The 14309-nt window shown below is 72.1% G+C and carries 15 protein-coding genes and 1 tRNA gene; 5 read left to right on the forward strand and 11 right to left on the reverse strand.

Translation table 11 applies throughout. The features are described from left to right. Window positions 1-83 precede the first annotated feature (83 nt). Window positions 84-515, forward strand: coding sequence for a PaaI family thioesterase (locus C229_RS0121585; RefSeq protein WP_018657190.1), 432 nt, complete (start codon window positions 84-86; stop codon window positions 513-515). 201 nt (window positions 516-716) lie between these two features. Then, window positions 717-1262 (forward strand): DUF4352 domain-containing protein, encoded by a 546-nt coding sequence (locus C229_RS0121590; protein WP_018657191.1) that lies wholly within the window; start codon window positions 717-719, stop codon window positions 1260-1262. 64 nt (window positions 1263-1326) lie between these two features. Here the strand turns inward: C229_RS0121590 and C229_RS0121595 are convergent, their stop codons facing one another. The 6 genes from C229_RS0121595 to C229_RS0121620 form a co-directional block, all read right to left on the reverse strand. Then, window positions 1327-2148 (reverse strand): ABC transporter ATP-binding protein, encoded by an 822-nt coding sequence (locus tag C229_RS0121595; RefSeq protein WP_018657192.1) that lies wholly within the window; start codon window positions 2146-2148, stop codon window positions 1327-1329. Next, on the reverse strand, window positions 2138-2962 hold the full coding sequence (locus C229_RS0121600; protein ID WP_018657193.1) for an ATP-binding cassette domain-containing protein: 825 nt from the start codon (window positions 2960-2962) through the stop codon (window positions 2138-2140). The genes C229_RS0121595 and C229_RS0121600 overlap by 11 nt, the downstream gene beginning before the upstream one ends. After that, complete coding sequence (locus C229_RS0121605; RefSeq protein ID WP_018657194.1) at window positions 2959-4098, reverse strand: ABC transporter permease subunit; 1140 nt, start codon at window positions 4096-4098, stop codon at window positions 2959-2961. The genes C229_RS0121600 and C229_RS0121605 overlap by 4 nt, the downstream gene beginning before the upstream one ends. Before the next feature lie 56 nt (window positions 4099-4154). Next, window positions 4155-5141, reverse strand: a complete 987-nt coding sequence (locus C229_RS0121610) for a branched-chain amino acid ABC transporter permease (protein WP_018657195.1) — start codon at window positions 5139-5141, stop codon at window positions 4155-4157. 94 nt (window positions 5142-5235) lie between these two features. Then, complete coding sequence (locus tag C229_RS0121615; RefSeq protein WP_018657196.1) at window positions 5236-6411, reverse strand: branched-chain amino acid ABC transporter substrate-binding protein; 1176 nt, start codon at window positions 6409-6411, stop codon at window positions 5236-5238. Window positions 6412-6707: 296 nt separating this feature from the next. After that, window positions 6708-7346: an ANTAR domain-containing response regulator gene (locus C229_RS0121620; protein ID WP_051109040.1), complete on the reverse strand. Its 639-nt coding sequence runs from the start codon at window positions 7344-7346 to the stop codon at window positions 6708-6710. Between the two features lie 68 nt (window positions 7347-7414). On the opposite strand from C229_RS0121620, the gene C229_RS0121625 reads away from it, so the two are divergent. Beyond that, a tRNA-Leu gene (locus tag C229_RS0121625) sits at window positions 7415-7487 on the forward strand. 140 nt (window positions 7488-7627) lie between these two features. On the opposite strand, the gene pyk is transcribed toward C229_RS0121625, so the two are convergent. Both pyk and C229_RS0121635 read right to left on the reverse strand, forming a co-directional pair. Beyond that, window positions 7628-9067: a pyruvate kinase gene (gene pyk, locus C229_RS0121630; protein ID WP_026314033.1), complete on the reverse strand. Its 1440-nt coding sequence runs from the start codon at window positions 9065-9067 to the stop codon at window positions 7628-7630. Between the two features lie 116 nt (window positions 9068-9183). Beyond that, the gene (locus tag C229_RS0121635; protein WP_018657199.1) at window positions 9184-9738 is read right to left on the reverse strand and encodes a type 1 glutamine amidotransferase domain-containing protein; all 555 of its coding nucleotides are present in this window, start codon (window positions 9736-9738) and stop codon (window positions 9184-9186) included. Between the two features lie 72 nt (window positions 9739-9810). Between C229_RS0121635 and C229_RS0121640 the strand changes: the two genes are divergently transcribed. Continuing rightward, window positions 9811-10479 carry a helix-turn-helix transcriptional regulator gene (locus tag C229_RS0121640; protein ID WP_018657200.1) on the forward strand — a complete coding sequence of 223 codons (669 nt, stop codon included), beginning with the start codon at window positions 9811-9813 and terminating at the stop codon, window positions 10477-10479. Here C229_RS0121640 and C229_RS0121645 read toward each other — a convergent pair. After that, complete coding sequence (locus tag C229_RS0121645) at window positions 10463-11341, reverse strand: hypothetical protein (protein ID WP_018657201.1); 879 nt, start codon at window positions 11339-11341, stop codon at window positions 10463-10465. The two genes, C229_RS0121640 and C229_RS0121645, sit on opposite strands and share 17 nt — an antisense overlap. A 138-nt stretch (window positions 11342-11479) precedes the next feature. Here C229_RS0121645 and C229_RS0121650 point away from each other — a divergent pair, with 138 nt between their 5' ends. Then, window positions 11480-12190, forward strand: a complete 711-nt coding sequence (locus tag C229_RS0121650) for a VOC family protein (RefSeq protein ID WP_205624530.1) — start codon at window positions 11480-11482, stop codon at window positions 12188-12190. On the opposite strand, the gene C229_RS0121655 is transcribed toward C229_RS0121650, so the two are convergent. Both C229_RS0121655 and C229_RS0121660 read right to left on the reverse strand, forming a co-directional pair. After that, entirely contained in the window at window positions 12187-12762 is a 576-nt protein-coding gene (locus tag C229_RS0121655) for a GNAT family N-acetyltransferase (protein WP_018657203.1), read from the reverse strand. The genes C229_RS0121650 and C229_RS0121655 overlap by 4 nt on opposite strands. 80 nt (window positions 12763-12842) lie before the next feature. Beyond that, window positions 12843-14306, reverse strand: coding sequence for a glutamate synthase subunit beta (locus C229_RS0121660; protein ID WP_018657204.1), 1464 nt, complete (start codon window positions 14304-14306; stop codon window positions 12843-12845). Window positions 14307-14309 lie beyond the last annotated feature (3 nt).

The raw sequence follows: 14309 nt of genomic DNA on the forward strand, positions 1-14309 counted from the left end.
TAGTCTGCGCGTACGACAGTTCGAGGGACGTCGCGCGACCCGGACCGCGCCGACGCTGCCCGCACGGCGAAAGAGGCACGGCGATGACCGACGACCGCGTGGAACGCTCCGGCGACCTGCCGGGTTTCTTCCCCGGCGACCCGCAGGGCGACCTCGGCACCACGATGGGGATCGAGCTGCTCGAAGCGTCCCCCGAACGCGTGGTCGGGCGCATGCCCGTCAAGGGCAACACCCAGCCCTACGGTCTGCTGCACGGCGGCGCGTCCTGCGTGCTGGCCGAATCGCTCGGCTCCATCGGCTCGGCGCTGCACGCCGGAGAGGGCCGCATCGCCGTCGGCGTCGAGATCAACGCCACCCACCACCGCGCCGCGACCCGGGGCCACGTCACCGGCGTCGCCACCCGCGTGCACGGCGGACGCACCCTCGCCACCTACGACATCGTCATCACCGACGAACGCGACCGCCGCGTCTGCACCGCCCGCCTGACCTGCATGCTCCGCGACGCCCCGAACTGACCGGCACGCCGATGTGGCGAACGTCCGGCCCGTCATCCTTTGCGGTGGAGTGCCCACGGTCGCTACCGTGGATCAGAGCGGCCCGGGATCACCGAGTAGACAACGTGCGCGTCCGGAGACGGGCCGCGCGGCCCCAAAGGTGATCCCGGGCGTTCGCTTCCCCCCTCGCGCCCGCGCCGCCGGGCCTCTACCGTTCCGGTCATGCCCGAGCGAATCGCCCCGGTCCTGGCCGCCCTCGCACTCGCCTTGACGGGCTGCTCCGGCGACCCGGGCGGCACGCGCGACGCGGCGCCCACCTACCCGCTCGCGGCCCGCACCGTCCGCCCCGGCGAGAGCGCCGTCCGCGCCGCGCCCGTCACCGGCGGCGAGCTGCGCTTCCAGGTCATCGGGCTCACCGCCGGGCTCACCACCCTCGCCGGGAGCCACGCCGACCGCGCCCCGCGCGGACGCTACGTCCGCGTCCGCCTCGTCGTCGAGAACACCGGACGCACCGGCCAGCGCCTCGACGTCCGCGCCCAGCGCCTCCGCACCGCCGACGGCGCCGCGCACGCCCGCGACCTCCAGGCCACCCTCATCAAGCGCCAGCCCGCCGACACCCTCGACCTCGGCGCGGGGATGCGCACCGAGATGGACCTGTGGTTCGACATCCCCGCCGCCACGCAGCCGGCCGCGCTGCGGCTCGTCGGCACCGCGCCCCTCGGCGCGGTCACGGCCGAGGCACCGCCCGTCGAGGTCCCGCTGCGCTGACCGTCCGGGAAACGACGAGCGGGGCGGGACGGGCCGCAGCCCGTCCCGCCCCGCCGCCCCGCGCTCAGGACGGGGAGTCCCCCTCCGCCGGGCCGTCCGGCGGCGGGCCGCCGTCCGCCCGCGTCACGTCCGGAGCCGCCGCGGCCTTCTCCGCCGCGACCTGGTCCTCCACCGTCATGTCGGCGCCCGAGCCCAGATAGGCCGCCCGCACCTGCGGGTCGTCCAGCAGCTCCGCGGCCGGGGCCGACTTCACGATCCGGCCCGTCTCCAGCACGTACGCCCGATGCGCGATCGACAGCGCCTGCGCCGCGTTCTGCTCCACGAGCAGCACCGTCGTGCCCCGCCGGTTGATCTCCACGATGATCGAGAAGATCTGCTGCACCAGTTTGGGCGCCAGGCCCATCGACGGCTCGTCCAGCAGCAGCACCTTCGGCTTGGCCATCAGGGCGCGCCCGATCGCGAGCATCTGCTGCTCGCCGCCGGACATCGTGCCGCCCATCTGGTTCTTGCGCTCGGCCAGCCGCGGGAACAGCTCGTAGACCTCGGCCAGTTCCTTCTCGGCACTGCCCTTGCGCGCGTACGAGCCCATGTGCAGGTTGTCGGCCACCGTCATGCCCGGGAACACGCCCCGGCCCTCCGGCGACTGCCCGATCCCGGCCAGGACCCGCCGGTGACCCGGCATCTTGCTGATGTCCGCGCCGTCGAACACGATCCGGCCCCGCGTCAGCGGACGCAGCCCGGAGATCGTCTTCAGCGTCGTCGTCTTGCCCGCGCCGTTCGCGCCGATGAGCGTGACGATCTCGCCCTGCTCGACCTCGATCGAGAGGCCCTTGATCGCCGCGATCTTGCCATAGTGGACATGGATGTCCTCGACCTCAAGAAGCATCGGCGGGAGCCCCCAAGTACGCCTCGATGACCCGCGGGTCGTTCTGGATCTCCACCGGCAGCCCCTCGGCGATCTTCTGGCCGAAGTCCAGCACGGCGAGCCGGTCGCTGATGCCCATCACCAGGCTCATGTCGTGCTCGATGAGCAGCACCGTGCGGCCCGAGTCGCGGATCTTGCGGATCAGCTCCTGCAACGCGACCTTCTCCGCCGGGTTCATCCCCGCCGCGGGCTCGTCCAGCAGCAGCAGCTTGGGGTCCGTCGCCAGCGCCCGCGCGATCTCCAGACGCCGCTGGTCACCGTACGGCAGGTTCTTCGCCGACTCCTCCGCCCGGTGCGCCACCCCGACGAACTCCAGCAGCTCGGCCGCCTTCGCCCGCCCGGCGCGCTCCTCGCGGCGGTGCCACGGCAGCCCCAGCGCGGCACCGGCCAGACCCGTCCGGTGGTGCGCGTCCGCGCCCACCATCACGTTCTCCACGGCCGTCATGTTGTGGAACAGCCGCACGTTCTGGAACGTGCGCGCCACCCCGCGCTTGGTCACCTGGTACCGCTTCACGCCGTCCAGCCGGCGGCCGTCGAACAGCACCTGGCCCTCCGTGGGCCGGTACACGCCGGTGACGACGTTGAACACCGTCGTCTTCCCCGCGCCGTTCGGGCCGATCAACGCGAAGATCTCGCCCTCGCGCACGTCCAGCCGGACCTTGTTGATCGCGACCACGCCGCCGAACCGCATGACGACGTCACGCAGCTCCAGCAACGGCTCCTGCTTCGGCGAACCGGCACCGGACACCGGCGTCGCCTCCCGTTCCGCGCTCACTTGGCCACCTCCGGCTTCACGTCGTGCGGGTCGGCCGTCGGGGTCGCCACCTCGGCGCCCATACTGCCCATCCCGCCGGTGCCCTCCGCCAGCTCCGCCTTGCGGCGCCGCGACGGCAGCAGGCCCTCGGGCCGCAGCGCCATCATCAGCACCAGCGCGAACCCGAAGAACAGCACCCGGTAGTCCTGCAGCTCACGGAACCGCTCCGGCAGCCACGCCACCAGGAACGCCCCCAGCATCACGCCCGGCATGTTCCCCGAACCGCCCAGCACCACCGCCGCCAGCAGGATCGCCGACACGATGAACGGGAAGTTCGCCGGAATGATCGACGTGGCCTGCGAGCCGTACACCACGCCCGCCACCCCGCCGATCGACGCGCCGATCGCGAACGCCGCCAGCTTGAACTTGAACGTCGGGACGCCCATCAGCTCCGCCGCGTCCTCGTCCTCGCGCACCGCCATCCACGCCCGGCCGACGCGGGAGTTGTTCAGCCGGTTCACGAACACGATCGCCACCACGATCGCCGCGAGCATCAGGTAGTAGTACGGCCGCATGTCCAGCGCGCCGTAGGTGAACGGCGTCAGGTCGCCGAGACCGAGGAACGTGAACGGCTGCACGTCCGGGATCGTCCACTCCGACAGCGACGGAGGGTGCGGAATGCCCGAGATGCCGTTCGGGCCGCCGATCGCGTCGGTGTTCCGCGCCGTGATCCGGATGATCTCACCGAACCCCAGCGTCACGATCGCCAGATAGTCGCCCCGCAGCCGCAGCGTCGGCGCCCCCAGGATCACCCCCGAGATCGCCGCGATCACGACGCCGACGACCAGGATCTCCCAGAAGTTCCAGCCCAGGTTCTTCCCCAGGATCGCCATCGTGTAGCCGCCGATCGCGAAGAACGCGACATAGCCCAGGTCGAGCAGGCCCGCCTGCCCCACCACCACGTTCAGGCCCAGCGCCAGCAGGATGTACCCGCCGATCGGGAAGAACAGCAGCGTCGACCAGTCGCTCTCCGGCGACATGAAGTTGCCGATGAAGTCCGCCGGCAGGATCACCGCGAACACGATCAGGGCCAGATACACCGACCAGCGCACCGGATTGGACGCACCCGCCCAGCCGTCGCGCACCCGGTCGGGCATCGCCCTGAGATTACGGACGCCGGACACGCGTCCCCCCTCACTCGCCTTCGCGCCGGTCATGCGCGCGCCCTCTGCAGAGACTCGCCGAGAATGCCGGTCGGACGGAACATCAGCACCAGGACCAGGATCGTGAACGCGACCACGTCACGCCACTCCGCCCCGAAGATCGACGAACCGTACATCTCCAGCAACCCCAACGTCAGACCGCCCACCAGCGCACCGCGCAGGTTGCCGATACCGCCGAGGACCGCCGCGGTGAACGCCTTGATCCCGAGCAGGAAGCCCACCATGTACTGGGTCTCCTCGAACCGCATCATGTACAGCGCCGCCGCCACACCGGCCATCGCGCCACCCAGCGCGAACGTCACCGTCACCACGCGGTCGATGTTGACGCCCATCAGGACCGCCGTCTCGGGGTCCTGGGACGTCGACCGGATACCGCGGCCCAGCCGCGTCCGGCTCACGAACTGGTCCAGCGCGACCATCATCAGGATCGCGCCGACGAAGATGATGATCTTGTCGCTGCGCAGCCCCATGTCGCTGATGTCCAGCCCGAACAGCGACCGGATCGCCACCGGATCGGCGAAGTCGTTCGACTGCACCGGCAGCCTGCCGCCCTCCTTCGGACGGTCGAACAGCACCGGGATCACCACGAGCGCGAAGAACTGCTGCAAGAACAGCGACGCGCCGATCGCCGAGATGAGCGCCGCCAGCCGCGACGCCCCCTTCTTGCGCAGCGGCCGGTACGCCACCAGCTCCAGCAGCACCGCCGCGCCACCGGACGCGGCACCCGCCACCACCGCCAGCAGCAGCATCAGCCCGATCAGCGGCAGCGTCCCCAGCGGGGACGAGATGCCGAGCACCTCCAGGGCGCCGACCACCGCGAAGGTGCCGATCATGAAAATCTCGGAATGCGCGAAGTTGATCAGCCGCAGCACGCCGTAGACCATCGTGTAGCCCAGGGCGACGAGCGCGTAGATCGCGCCCAGGGACAGGCCGTCGATCGTGGACGGCCAGAACTGATCAATGAAGTTACTGAGCACTATGAGGTCGCCTTCGTCGAAGGGCGGGAGCGCGGTCGGCGCTCCCGCCCCTGCGCGTCAAAGAGTCCGTACGCCGCGGAGGGCGGACGAGCCCTTAGCCGAGCTTGGCCGTGTTCGCGTCGCCCAGCAGCGGCAGCGTCTGGCCCTTGACCTCGTAGACGTAGATCGCGCTGCTCGCCGGGTCGCCCTCGGGCGTGAACTTGATCTCCTTCGAGACACCCGGGACCGCCACCGTGGACAGGAACTTGTTGATGTCCTCGGCCTTGGTGTTACCGGCCTTGACGGCCTCGATGAACGCCGTCGCCGCGTCGTAGCCCTCGGCCGCGTAGATCGCCGCGTCGGAGTTGTACTTCTTCTTGTACGCGTCGGCGAACTTCTTCGACGCCGCGCTCGCCTTGCCCGTCGGGTCGATCAGGCACGGGCAGCCCACGACCGAGCCCTCGGCGTTGCTGCCGCCGGCACCCGCCGCCAGGCCCTTGTCCAGCGAACCGTCACCGGACAGGAAGCGCGCCTTCACGCCCGCCTCGCGGAGCTGCTTGATCAGCTTGCCGCCCGCGGCGTAGTAGCCGCCGAAGAAGATGGCGTCCGGGCCGAACGACTTCGCCTGGTTCACCGTCGCCGAGTAGTCCGACGCCTCGGGGTCGATCGCGCCGACCTGCGTCGTCGCGCCCTTGCCCTTGACGGTCGTCTCCACCGTCGTGCCCAGCGGCTTGCCGTACTCGGAGTTGTCGTGGATGACGAAGACCTTCTTCGCCGACAGCCCGCTCGTGATGAAGGTGCCGACACCGGCGCCCTGGATGTCGTCGTTGCCGACGATGCGGTGGAAGAACTTCCAGCCGTTCTTGGTGAGGGCGGCGTTCGTCGCCGACGGGGACACCGCCGGGATCTTGCCCTCCTCCAGCACCGGCCCGACCTGCTGCGTCTCACCGGAGAACGCCGGGCCGATCAGGCCGACGATCTTGTCCTTGGTGATCGCGGACTTCGCCAGCGGCACGGCCTGCTCGCCCTTGCCCTGGCTGTCGTAGTCCTTGATGTTGATCTTGACCTTGGGGTTGGTGGCGTTGTACTCCTCGAACGCCAGCTTCGCGCCCCGGTTCGGCGGGATCACGATGCCCGAGTTCTCACCGGTCAGGTCGCCCATGAAGCCGATGGTGACGGAGTCGCCGTCACCCGAGCCGCCGTCCGAGTCGCCGCCACAGGCCGCCGCACTGACCGCGAGAACCGCGCTCAGAGCGATGGCGCCCGTCGCCCGCATGATGTTGCGCCGCAAGGTGGTCAACCTTTCCATCCGGATCCGGAAGGGGATCGGGTACGAGTCAGCCCCCGGTGCCGCCGCCACAACGACGGGCGATCTCCCGGGAGTCAGGTATGTCGTACACCTTGCGGTTGGTCCAGAGGAGGACCCTCCGATCGAAGGGTTATTCGTTCGTTACGGCTCCGTGCCCATCCGCCACCCGTCCCGGCCAGCGACGATGACCCAGCGTGACCGCGCGGCAGAATCCCTCCGCGCGTCCCGGAACCCCCCGGATGGGGCGTTCCACGCGGAGCCGGACGGGCCGTCGCCGGTCACTCCGCGGGCGCCTCCGCGGCCGACCCTCCCGCCGCGCCCGCCACCACGGCCTCCGCGACCGCGCGCATCGTCAGCCGCCGGTCCATCGACGTCTTCTGAATCCACCGGAACGCCTCGGGCTCGGTCCAGCCGTGCGCGGCCTGGAGCAGGCCCTTGGCCCGGTCCACCACCTTGCGCGTCTCCAGCCGGTCCCCGAGCCCCGCGACCTCCGCCTCCAGCGCCCGCATCTCCGTGTAGCGGCTCACCGCCACCTCGATGGCGGGCGCGAGGTCGGTCTTGGTGAACGGCTTCACGAGGTAGGCCATCGCCCCCGCGTCCGTCGCCCGCTGCACCAGCTCCCGCTGCGAGAACGCCGTCAGGATGACGACCGGCGCGATCCGGTCGGCCGAGATCCGCTCGGCGGCCGAGATGCCGTCCAGCACGGGCATCTTGACGTCCAGGATCACCAGATCGGGCCGCTGCTCGGCGGCCAGCCGCACGGCCGTCTCCCCGTCCCCGGCCTCCCCGACCACCTCGTAGCCGTCCTCCTGGAGCATCTCCTTGAGATCCAGGCGGATCAGGGCCTCATCTTCTGCGATCACAACTCGCCGAGCGCTCTCCGTCACGCGCACGAGACTACCGGGACCGGCTAGCATGGTCCGCGCCAGGTGCGCCTAGTGCGCGCCGAAGGCCGGTCAGGCCGCTTTTCACCCAGTACGGCCCCGCCCCGGTATTCCAACGGCAGAGAAAGCGGATTCAAAACCCGCACAGTGTGGGTTCGAATCCCACCCGGGGCACCGTGCAGCCCACCGTTCGCGCAGAGCGGTGGGCTTCGTCGTGTCCGGCCGCGGTACCGACGTCCGGACGAGTGACGGGGTTCCCGGGGTGGCCGGAGCGTGGCCGGATCGAGATGGGGTGGTGACGCTCCGGCCACGGGTCAGGGTTGGGCGGGGTTGTGGGCGATGGCGTCGCCGATGCGGTGGACGCGGAGGGCGTTGGTGGAGCCCGGGGTGCCGGGGGGTGAGCCGGCGACGATGACGACGCGGTCGTTCTTGTGGCAGCGGCCGATCTCCAGGACGGCCTGCTCGACCTGGCGGACCATCTCGTCGGTGTGGTTCACGTGCGGGACGATGAACGTCTCGACGCCCCAGACGTGGGCGAGGCGCCCGCGCACGGCGGGCACGGACGTGAACGCCAGCAGCGGGATGGGCGAGCGGTAGCGCGACAGCCGCCGCGCCGTCTCCCCCGACATGGTGAAGGCGACCAGGGCCTCGGCGCCGACGGTCGCGCCGACCTCGGCGGCGGCGCGGGCGATGGCGCCGCCGACGGTCTCGGGGATGCGGTTGAGGGTGTGGGTGGCGTGCAGGGACGCCTCTTCGGCGGTGGAGACGATGCGGCTCATGGTCTCGACGGACTGGACGGGGTACTGGCCGACGCTGGTCTCGCCGGAGAGCATGACGGCGTCGGCGCCCTCGAAGACGGCGTTGGCGACGTCGGAGGTCTCGGCGCGGGTGGGACGGGGCGCGGAGATCATGCTTTCGAGCATCTGGGTGGCGACGATGACGGGCCGGGCCTTCTCGCGGCACAGCTCGATGGCGCGCTTCTGCACGATCGGGACCTGTTCGAGGGGCAGTTCGACGCCCAGGTCGCCGCGGGCGACCATGATGCCGTCGAAGGCGGCGACGATCTCGGGCAGGTTGTCGACGGCCTGCGGCTTCTCGATCTTGCCGATGAGGGGGACGCGGACGCCCTCCTCGTCCATGATGCGGTAGCAGATCTCGGCGTCGTCGGGCGTGCGGACGAAGGACAGCGCGACCATGTCGACGCCGAGGCGCAGGGCCCAGCGCAGGTCGGTCTCGTCCTTGTCGGTGAGGGCGGGGACGCTGACGGGGACGCCGGGCAGGTTGAGGCCCTTGTTGTCGGAGACCATGCCGCCGACGGTGACGGTGGTGCGGACGCGGGGTCCGTCGACGGCGGTGACCTTGAGGGCGACGCGGCCGTCGTCGATGAGGACGGCGTCACCGGGCGAGACGTCGCCGGGCAGGCCCGCGTAGGTGGTGGAGACCTCTTTGCGGGTGCCGGGGACGTCGTCGGTGGTGATGGTGAAGTCGTCGCCGAGGGTGAGGCGGACGGGGCCGTCCGGGAACCGCCCGATGCGGATCTTGGGGCCCTGGAGGTCGGCGAGGATGCCGACGCCGCGTCCGGTGGCGTCGGCGGCGGCGCGGAGCCGGTGGTAGACCTCTTCGTGGGTGGGGTGGTCGCCGTGGCTCATGTTGAGGCGGGCGACGTCGATCCCGGCGTCCACGAGGGCGCGGATCTGCTCCTCGCTGGAGCAGGCGGGGCCGATGGTGCTGACGATCTTCGCTCGACGGGTCACGGGCATAACGCTACTTACCTACTTGCCGGTAGGGGTATTCGTGCAGGATGTGGTCCCGGAGTGTTCATCCGATGGTCCGGACCATAGGTCTAGACCACCGGAGAATCGGGCGTCCGTCAAGAGGCGACGGCGTCGATGGTGGCGCGGGTGAAGGCGGGCAGATCGTCGGGGTTCCGGCTGGTGACGAGCAGGTTGCCGCCGTGGTCGCAGACCTTGACCTCCTCGTCGACCCAGGTGGCTCCGGCGTTGCGCAGGTCGGTCTTGAGGCTGGGCCAGGACGTGACGACGCGGCCGTCCACGGCGCCGGCCTCGATGAGGGTCCAGGGGGCGTGGCAGATCGCGGCGACGGGCTTGCCCGCGTCGAAGAACCCCTTCACGAACGCGACCGCGTCCGCGTCGGTGCGCAGGTAGTCGGGGTTGCCGACGCCGCCGGGCAGGACGAGCCCGTCATAGGCGCTGACGTCGGCCTCGGCGACGGTGACGTCCACGTCGAAGGTGTCGCCCTTGTCGAGGTGGTGCAGGGCCTGGACCTTCCCGGCGTCGGTGGAGACGAGGTGGACGGTGGCGCCGGCGTCCTTGAGGGCGTCCCAGGGGTGGGTGAGCTCGATCTGCTCGATGCCCTCGGGCGCGACGAGGAACGCGACGGTCTTGCCGGTGAGCGCGCTGGTCATGTGATCTGTCCTCCTGGCTGCGGGGTCCGTCCTCGGCCTCTGCCCGGCGAGGCATGGGGTATGCAGGGAGGCATGGATTACCGGGAGCGGCCGGGCCCGGCGGGCGCGGGGGTCGCGTGCGTGTGGCGGGCGCGGCTGCCGGGCGACGCGGCGGCGTTCACGCAGGTGGTGGTGCCGGACGGCTGCGTGGACCTGATCTGGTGGGACGGCGCGATCCTGGTGGCGGGCCCGGACACCGGGCCGATGCCGTCGCGGATCGAGCCGGGCGCGGAGCTGGCGGCGGTGCGGCTGGCGCCGGGCCGGGCGGCGCCGGTGCTGGGGGTGCCGCTCGCGTCGGTGCGGGACGCGCGGGTGCCGCTGCGGGAGCTGTGGGGTGACGAGGCGGCGCGGCTGGCGGACGCGGCCGATCCGCTGGCGGCGCTGACGGACGCGGTGGTGGCCCGGTCGGCCCCCGACCCGCGCGTACCGGCGCTGCTGGACGCGCTGGCGCGGTCGCCGGTGCGCGCCGCGGCGCGGGAGCTGGGGCTCGGTGAGCGGCAACTGCACCGCCGGGCCGTGGCCCTGTTCGGCTACGGCCCGAAGACGGTGCAGCGGGTGCTGCGGTTCCAGCGGGCGCTGCGGCTGGCGCGGTCCGGGATGCCGCTGGCGGAGACGGCGTACGCGGCGGGTTACGCGGACCAGCCGCATCTGGCGCACGAGGCGCGGGAGCTGGCGGGCGTGCCGATCACGCGGCTGCTGTGAGGCGTCCGTAGGCGCGCAGGGTGAGCAGCCGCGCGACGGTGATCACGCCGCGCCATTCGGGGCCGGTGGCCGGTGCCCAGGACGGGAAGTTGACGTCCCAGCCGCCGTCGTCGGCGCGGGTGGCGAGGACGTGGTCCAGGTGCCGGTCGATGTCGGCCTGCTCGAAGAGGCGGCGGCCGTATCCGCCGGGGTGCGGCGCGAGGTCGAGCGGCGAGTGGACGTGCCCCTCGGCTTCGGGGTCGAGGGCGGCGGTGGCGGCGAGGGCGTCGCGGTGCCGGGTGAAGGCGGCCTCGGCGCGGTCGCGGTCGGGGACGTGGTCGAGGAAGGCGAGGACGCTGAGGGCGTCGTAGGGGCCGGGGTCGAAGCCGGGGGCCTCCAGGCCGCGCCAGGCGAAGTCGGTCGCGGCGGCGGTGTAGGGGTGGCGTGCTCCGGTGGCGTGCAGGAGCCCGGCGAGGGCGGCGGTGGGGTTGAGGGCGCCGGGCGGGTCGTCGCCCTCGGGCTGCCACCACGGGGCGCGCGGCGAGGTGAGGACGGTGGGCAGCACGAACGGCACTCCCCCGTCGGGCCGGGCGATCGAGGCGAGGTGGGCGGCGACGGGTTCGGGGTCGCCGGACCCGGCTTCGAGCATGGTCTCCAGTGCGAGCTGGGCGGGGACGGGCTGTGATTCGGGGCCGCGCAGGTCGGGTTCGAGGGCGTGCCCGTAGCCGCCGTCGGGGTTGGCGTAGGGGGCGAGGGCGGCGAGGACGGCGGTGGCGGGGCCGCCGCGGAAGTGCAGGGCGAAGCGGTGCCGGTCCAGGAGGCGCGCGGTCCGGTGCAGGAAGTCTTCGGCGGCGGCGAGGCCGTCCGCGTCGAGCGAGGTCATGGCGGTGACACTAGCCGTCCGCCCCGGAGTGGATCTTGTAAGGAACGGACATCGGCGGGGCGGGCCGCTACTGTGGGACGGCCGAATTCGGCACAGATCACGACAGGAGCGCCGGGCGTGTTGATCGGGTGGAGCACCGTGTTCGCTGACCGGCCGCTGGCCCGGTTCGAGGAGGCCGCGCGGTTCTGGACGGCGGTCACCGGGACGCGCCTGTCGGAGCGGCGCGGCGCCGACGGCGAGTTCGCGACGCTGCTGCCCCCGTCGGGCGACGCGCACCTGCGGTTGCAGGGCGTCCGGGACGGCGACGGCGGCGCCCACCTGGACCTGGCGGTCGCGGATCTGGCGGCGGCGGTGCGGGTGGCGCGGTCGCTGGGCGCGGTCGCGGTCGGTGAGGCCGAGGGGCTGGCGGTGTTCACGACGCCGGCGGGGCAGGGGTTCTGCCTGACGGCGTGGGACGGGTCGCTGGAGCGGCCTCCGGCGGCGGAGGGGTCGGGCGGGGTGCGGACCCGGGTGGACCAGCTCTGCCTGGACGTCCCGCCGTCGGCGCACGCGGCGGAGCTGGAGTTCTGGTCGTCGCTGACGGGCTGGCCCGTGGCGGCCTCGGATCACCCGGAGTTCACCAAGCTGGTGCCGCAGGGGTCGCTGCCGGTGCGGCTGCTGGTGCAGCGCCGCGCGGACGAGACGCCGCCGTCGGCGCATCTGGACCTGTCCTGCTCGGACGTGGCGGCGGCGACGGCCTGGCACGTGTCCGAGGGCGCCCGCGTCGTCGAGGTGTTCGGCGACTGGACGGTCATGGCGGACCCGGCGGGCGGCGTCTACTGCCTCACCGCGCGCAGGCCGCTCCCCTAGCGGGCGCCGGGCCAGGGGCCGGGCGGTTCGTGGCCGACGCTGGTGTCGGCGGTGCGGACGTCGTGGACGCGGAAGCCGCGCGCCTGGTAGTTGCGCAGCGCGGCGGGCGAGTCCAGCGAGCACGTGTGCAGCCACACGCGGGTGGTCGGGGAACGGTCCGGCCAGCGGCCGGCGAGGTCCCAGGCGCGGGCGGCGGCGACGCCGAGCAGGTGGCCGCCGAGGCCGCGTCCGGTGAAGGCGGGCAGCAGCCCGAAGCAGACGATCTCGACGTCGCCGCCGGGTTGCGGGTCGAGTTCGGCGTATCCGGCGGGGGTGCCGCGGACGTGGGCGACCCACGTCTCGACGCCGGGGCGGTCGAGCCAGCCCTGCCACTGGTCGTGGGTCCAGCCGAGCCGGTCGGTCCAGTGCCAGTCGCCGCCCACGGCGGTGTAGAGGAACCGGCTGAAGGCGGGGCTGGGGATCTCGGCCCGCGCGATGGTCACCGGTTCGGCGGGGACGGCGGCGGGGAGCAGGTCGGCGGGGGCGCGCTGCTCCAGGTACCAGGTGGTGACGTCGGCTCGGCGGCTGGGCATCGGTGGGCTCCCCCCGGAGTGGCGCGAAGACGGAACCGCCGCGCTCCCGGCGTGCGGGGGCGCGGCGGTCGGGTGGACGGTCAGGCGATCGGCCGGGCCGTCGGCGGGATCGGGTACGGCAGGGCGCTCTGCCCGGTGAGGTGCCGGTCGACGCCGTGCGCGGCGGCGCGGCCCTCGGCGATGGCCCACACGATGAGCGACTGGCCGCGGCCCATGTCCCCGGCGACGTAGACGCCGTCGACGGACGTCTTGTAGTCGCGGTCGCGGACGACGTTGCCGCGCTGGTCCAGCTCGACGCCGAGCTGCTCCAGCAGGCCGTCCTTCTGCGGGCCGAGGAAGCCCATGGCGAGCGTGACGAGCTGCGCGGGGATCTCCCGTTCGGTGCCCTCGACGGGCGCGAACCCGGTCTCGGGACCGCCCACCTCGACGATCTTCAGCACGCGGACGTTGCCGTCCTCGTCACCGACGAACGCGCTGGTGGAGACGGCGTAGACGCGGTCGCCGCCCTGCTCGGCCAGTTCCTCGTGGGCGCTCTCCATCTTGAACAGCATGGGGTAGGTCGGCCACGGCTGGGAGCCGGGCCGCGCCTCCGGCGGCCGCGGCATGATCTCCAGCTGGGTGACCGACGCGGCGCCCTGGCGGATGGCGGTGCCGATGCAGTCGGCGCCGGTGTCGCCGCCGCCGATGACGACGACGTGCTTGCCCTCGGCCGAGATCGGTGAGACGGCGTAGTCGCCCTCCTGCACCTTGTTCGCGGGCGTGAGGTACTCCATCGCCTGGTGGACGCCGCGCAGTTCCCGGCCGGGGACCGGCAGGTCGCGCCAGACGGTGGCGCCGCCGGCCAGCACGACCGCGTCGTAGCGGTCGCGCAGCTCGTCGGCGGTGATGTCCTCACCGACGTTTACCGAGGTCTTGAAGTCGGTGCCCTCGGCGCGCATCTGGGCGATGCGGCGGTCCAGGTGGCGCTTCTCCATCTTGAACTCGGGGATGCCGTAGCGCATGAGCCCGCCGACGCGGTCGGCGCGCTCGTACACCTTGACGTCGTGCCCGGCGCGGGTGAGCTGCTGCGCGGCGGCCAGCCCGGCGGGACCGGAGCCGATGACGGCGACGGACTTGCCGGTGCGGACGGCGGGCGGCTGCGGGTGCACCCAGCCCTCCTGCCACGCGCGGTCGATGATCTCGGCCTCGACCCGCTTGATCGCGACGGGGTCCTGGTTGATGCCGAGGACGCAGGCGCTCTCACACGGGGCGGGGCACAGCTTCCCGGTGAACTCGGGGAAGTTGTTGGTGGCGTGCAGCCGTTCGATGGCCTCGCGCCAGTCGTGCCGGTAGACCAGGTCGTTCCACTCGGGGATGAGGTTGCCGAGCGGGCAGCCCTGGTGGCAGAACGGGATGCCGCAGTCCATGCAGCGGCTGGCCTGCTTCTCCAGCTTGTCGTTGCCGAAGTTCTCGTAGACCTCAGACCAGCTCTTGATGCGGACGTCGACCGGGCGGCGCTTGGGGAGCTCCCGCCCGACTTTCAGGAAACCCTTCGGGTCGGCCATGTG

Origin of the sequence: Actinomadura flavalba DSM 45200 (assembly GCF_000374305.1) — a bacterium.
GTDB classification, from domain to species: domain Bacteria; phylum Actinomycetota; class Actinomycetes; order Streptosporangiales; family Streptosporangiaceae; genus Spirillospora; species Spirillospora flavalba.

What these genes read in the sequence shown, in the direction of transcription:
- C229_RS0121585 (WP_018657190.1), top strand. Translation starts at nt 84, where the DNA reads ATGACCGACGACCGCGTGGAACGCTCCGGCGACCTGCCGGGTTTCTTC.
- C229_RS0121590 (WP_018657191.1), top strand. Translation starts at nt 717, where the DNA reads ATGCCCGAGCGAATCGCCCCGGTCCTGGCCGCCCTCGCACTCGCCTTG.
- C229_RS0121595 (WP_018657192.1), bottom strand. Translation starts at nt 2,148, where the DNA reads ATGCTTCTTGAGGTCGAGGACATCCATGTCCACTATGGCAAGATCGCG.
- C229_RS0121605 (WP_018657194.1), bottom strand. Translation starts at nt 4,098, where the DNA reads ATGCCCGACCGGGTGCGCGACGGCTGGGCGGGTGCGTCCAATCCGGTG.
- C229_RS0121620 (WP_051109040.1), bottom strand. Translation starts at nt 7,346, where the DNA reads ATGCTAGCCGGTCCCGGTAGTCTCGTGCGCGTGACGGAGAGCGCTCGG.
- C229_RS0121635 (WP_018657199.1), bottom strand. Translation starts at nt 9,738, where the DNA reads ATGACCAGCGCGCTCACCGGCAAGACCGTCGCGTTCCTCGTCGCGCCC.
- C229_RS0121640 (WP_018657200.1), top strand. Translation starts at nt 9,811, where the DNA reads ATGGATTACCGGGAGCGGCCGGGCCCGGCGGGCGCGGGGGTCGCGTGC.
- C229_RS0121645 (WP_018657201.1), bottom strand. Translation starts at nt 11,341, where the DNA reads ATGACCTCGCTCGACGCGGACGGCCTCGCCGCCGCCGAAGACTTCCTG.
- C229_RS0121655 (WP_018657203.1), bottom strand. Translation starts at nt 12,762, where the DNA reads ATGCCCAGCCGCCGAGCCGACGTCACCACCTGGTACCTGGAGCAGCGC.
- C229_RS0121660 (WP_018657204.1), bottom strand. Translation starts at nt 14,306, where the DNA reads ATGGCCGACCCGAAGGGTTTCCTGAAAGTCGGGCGGGAGCTCCCCAAG.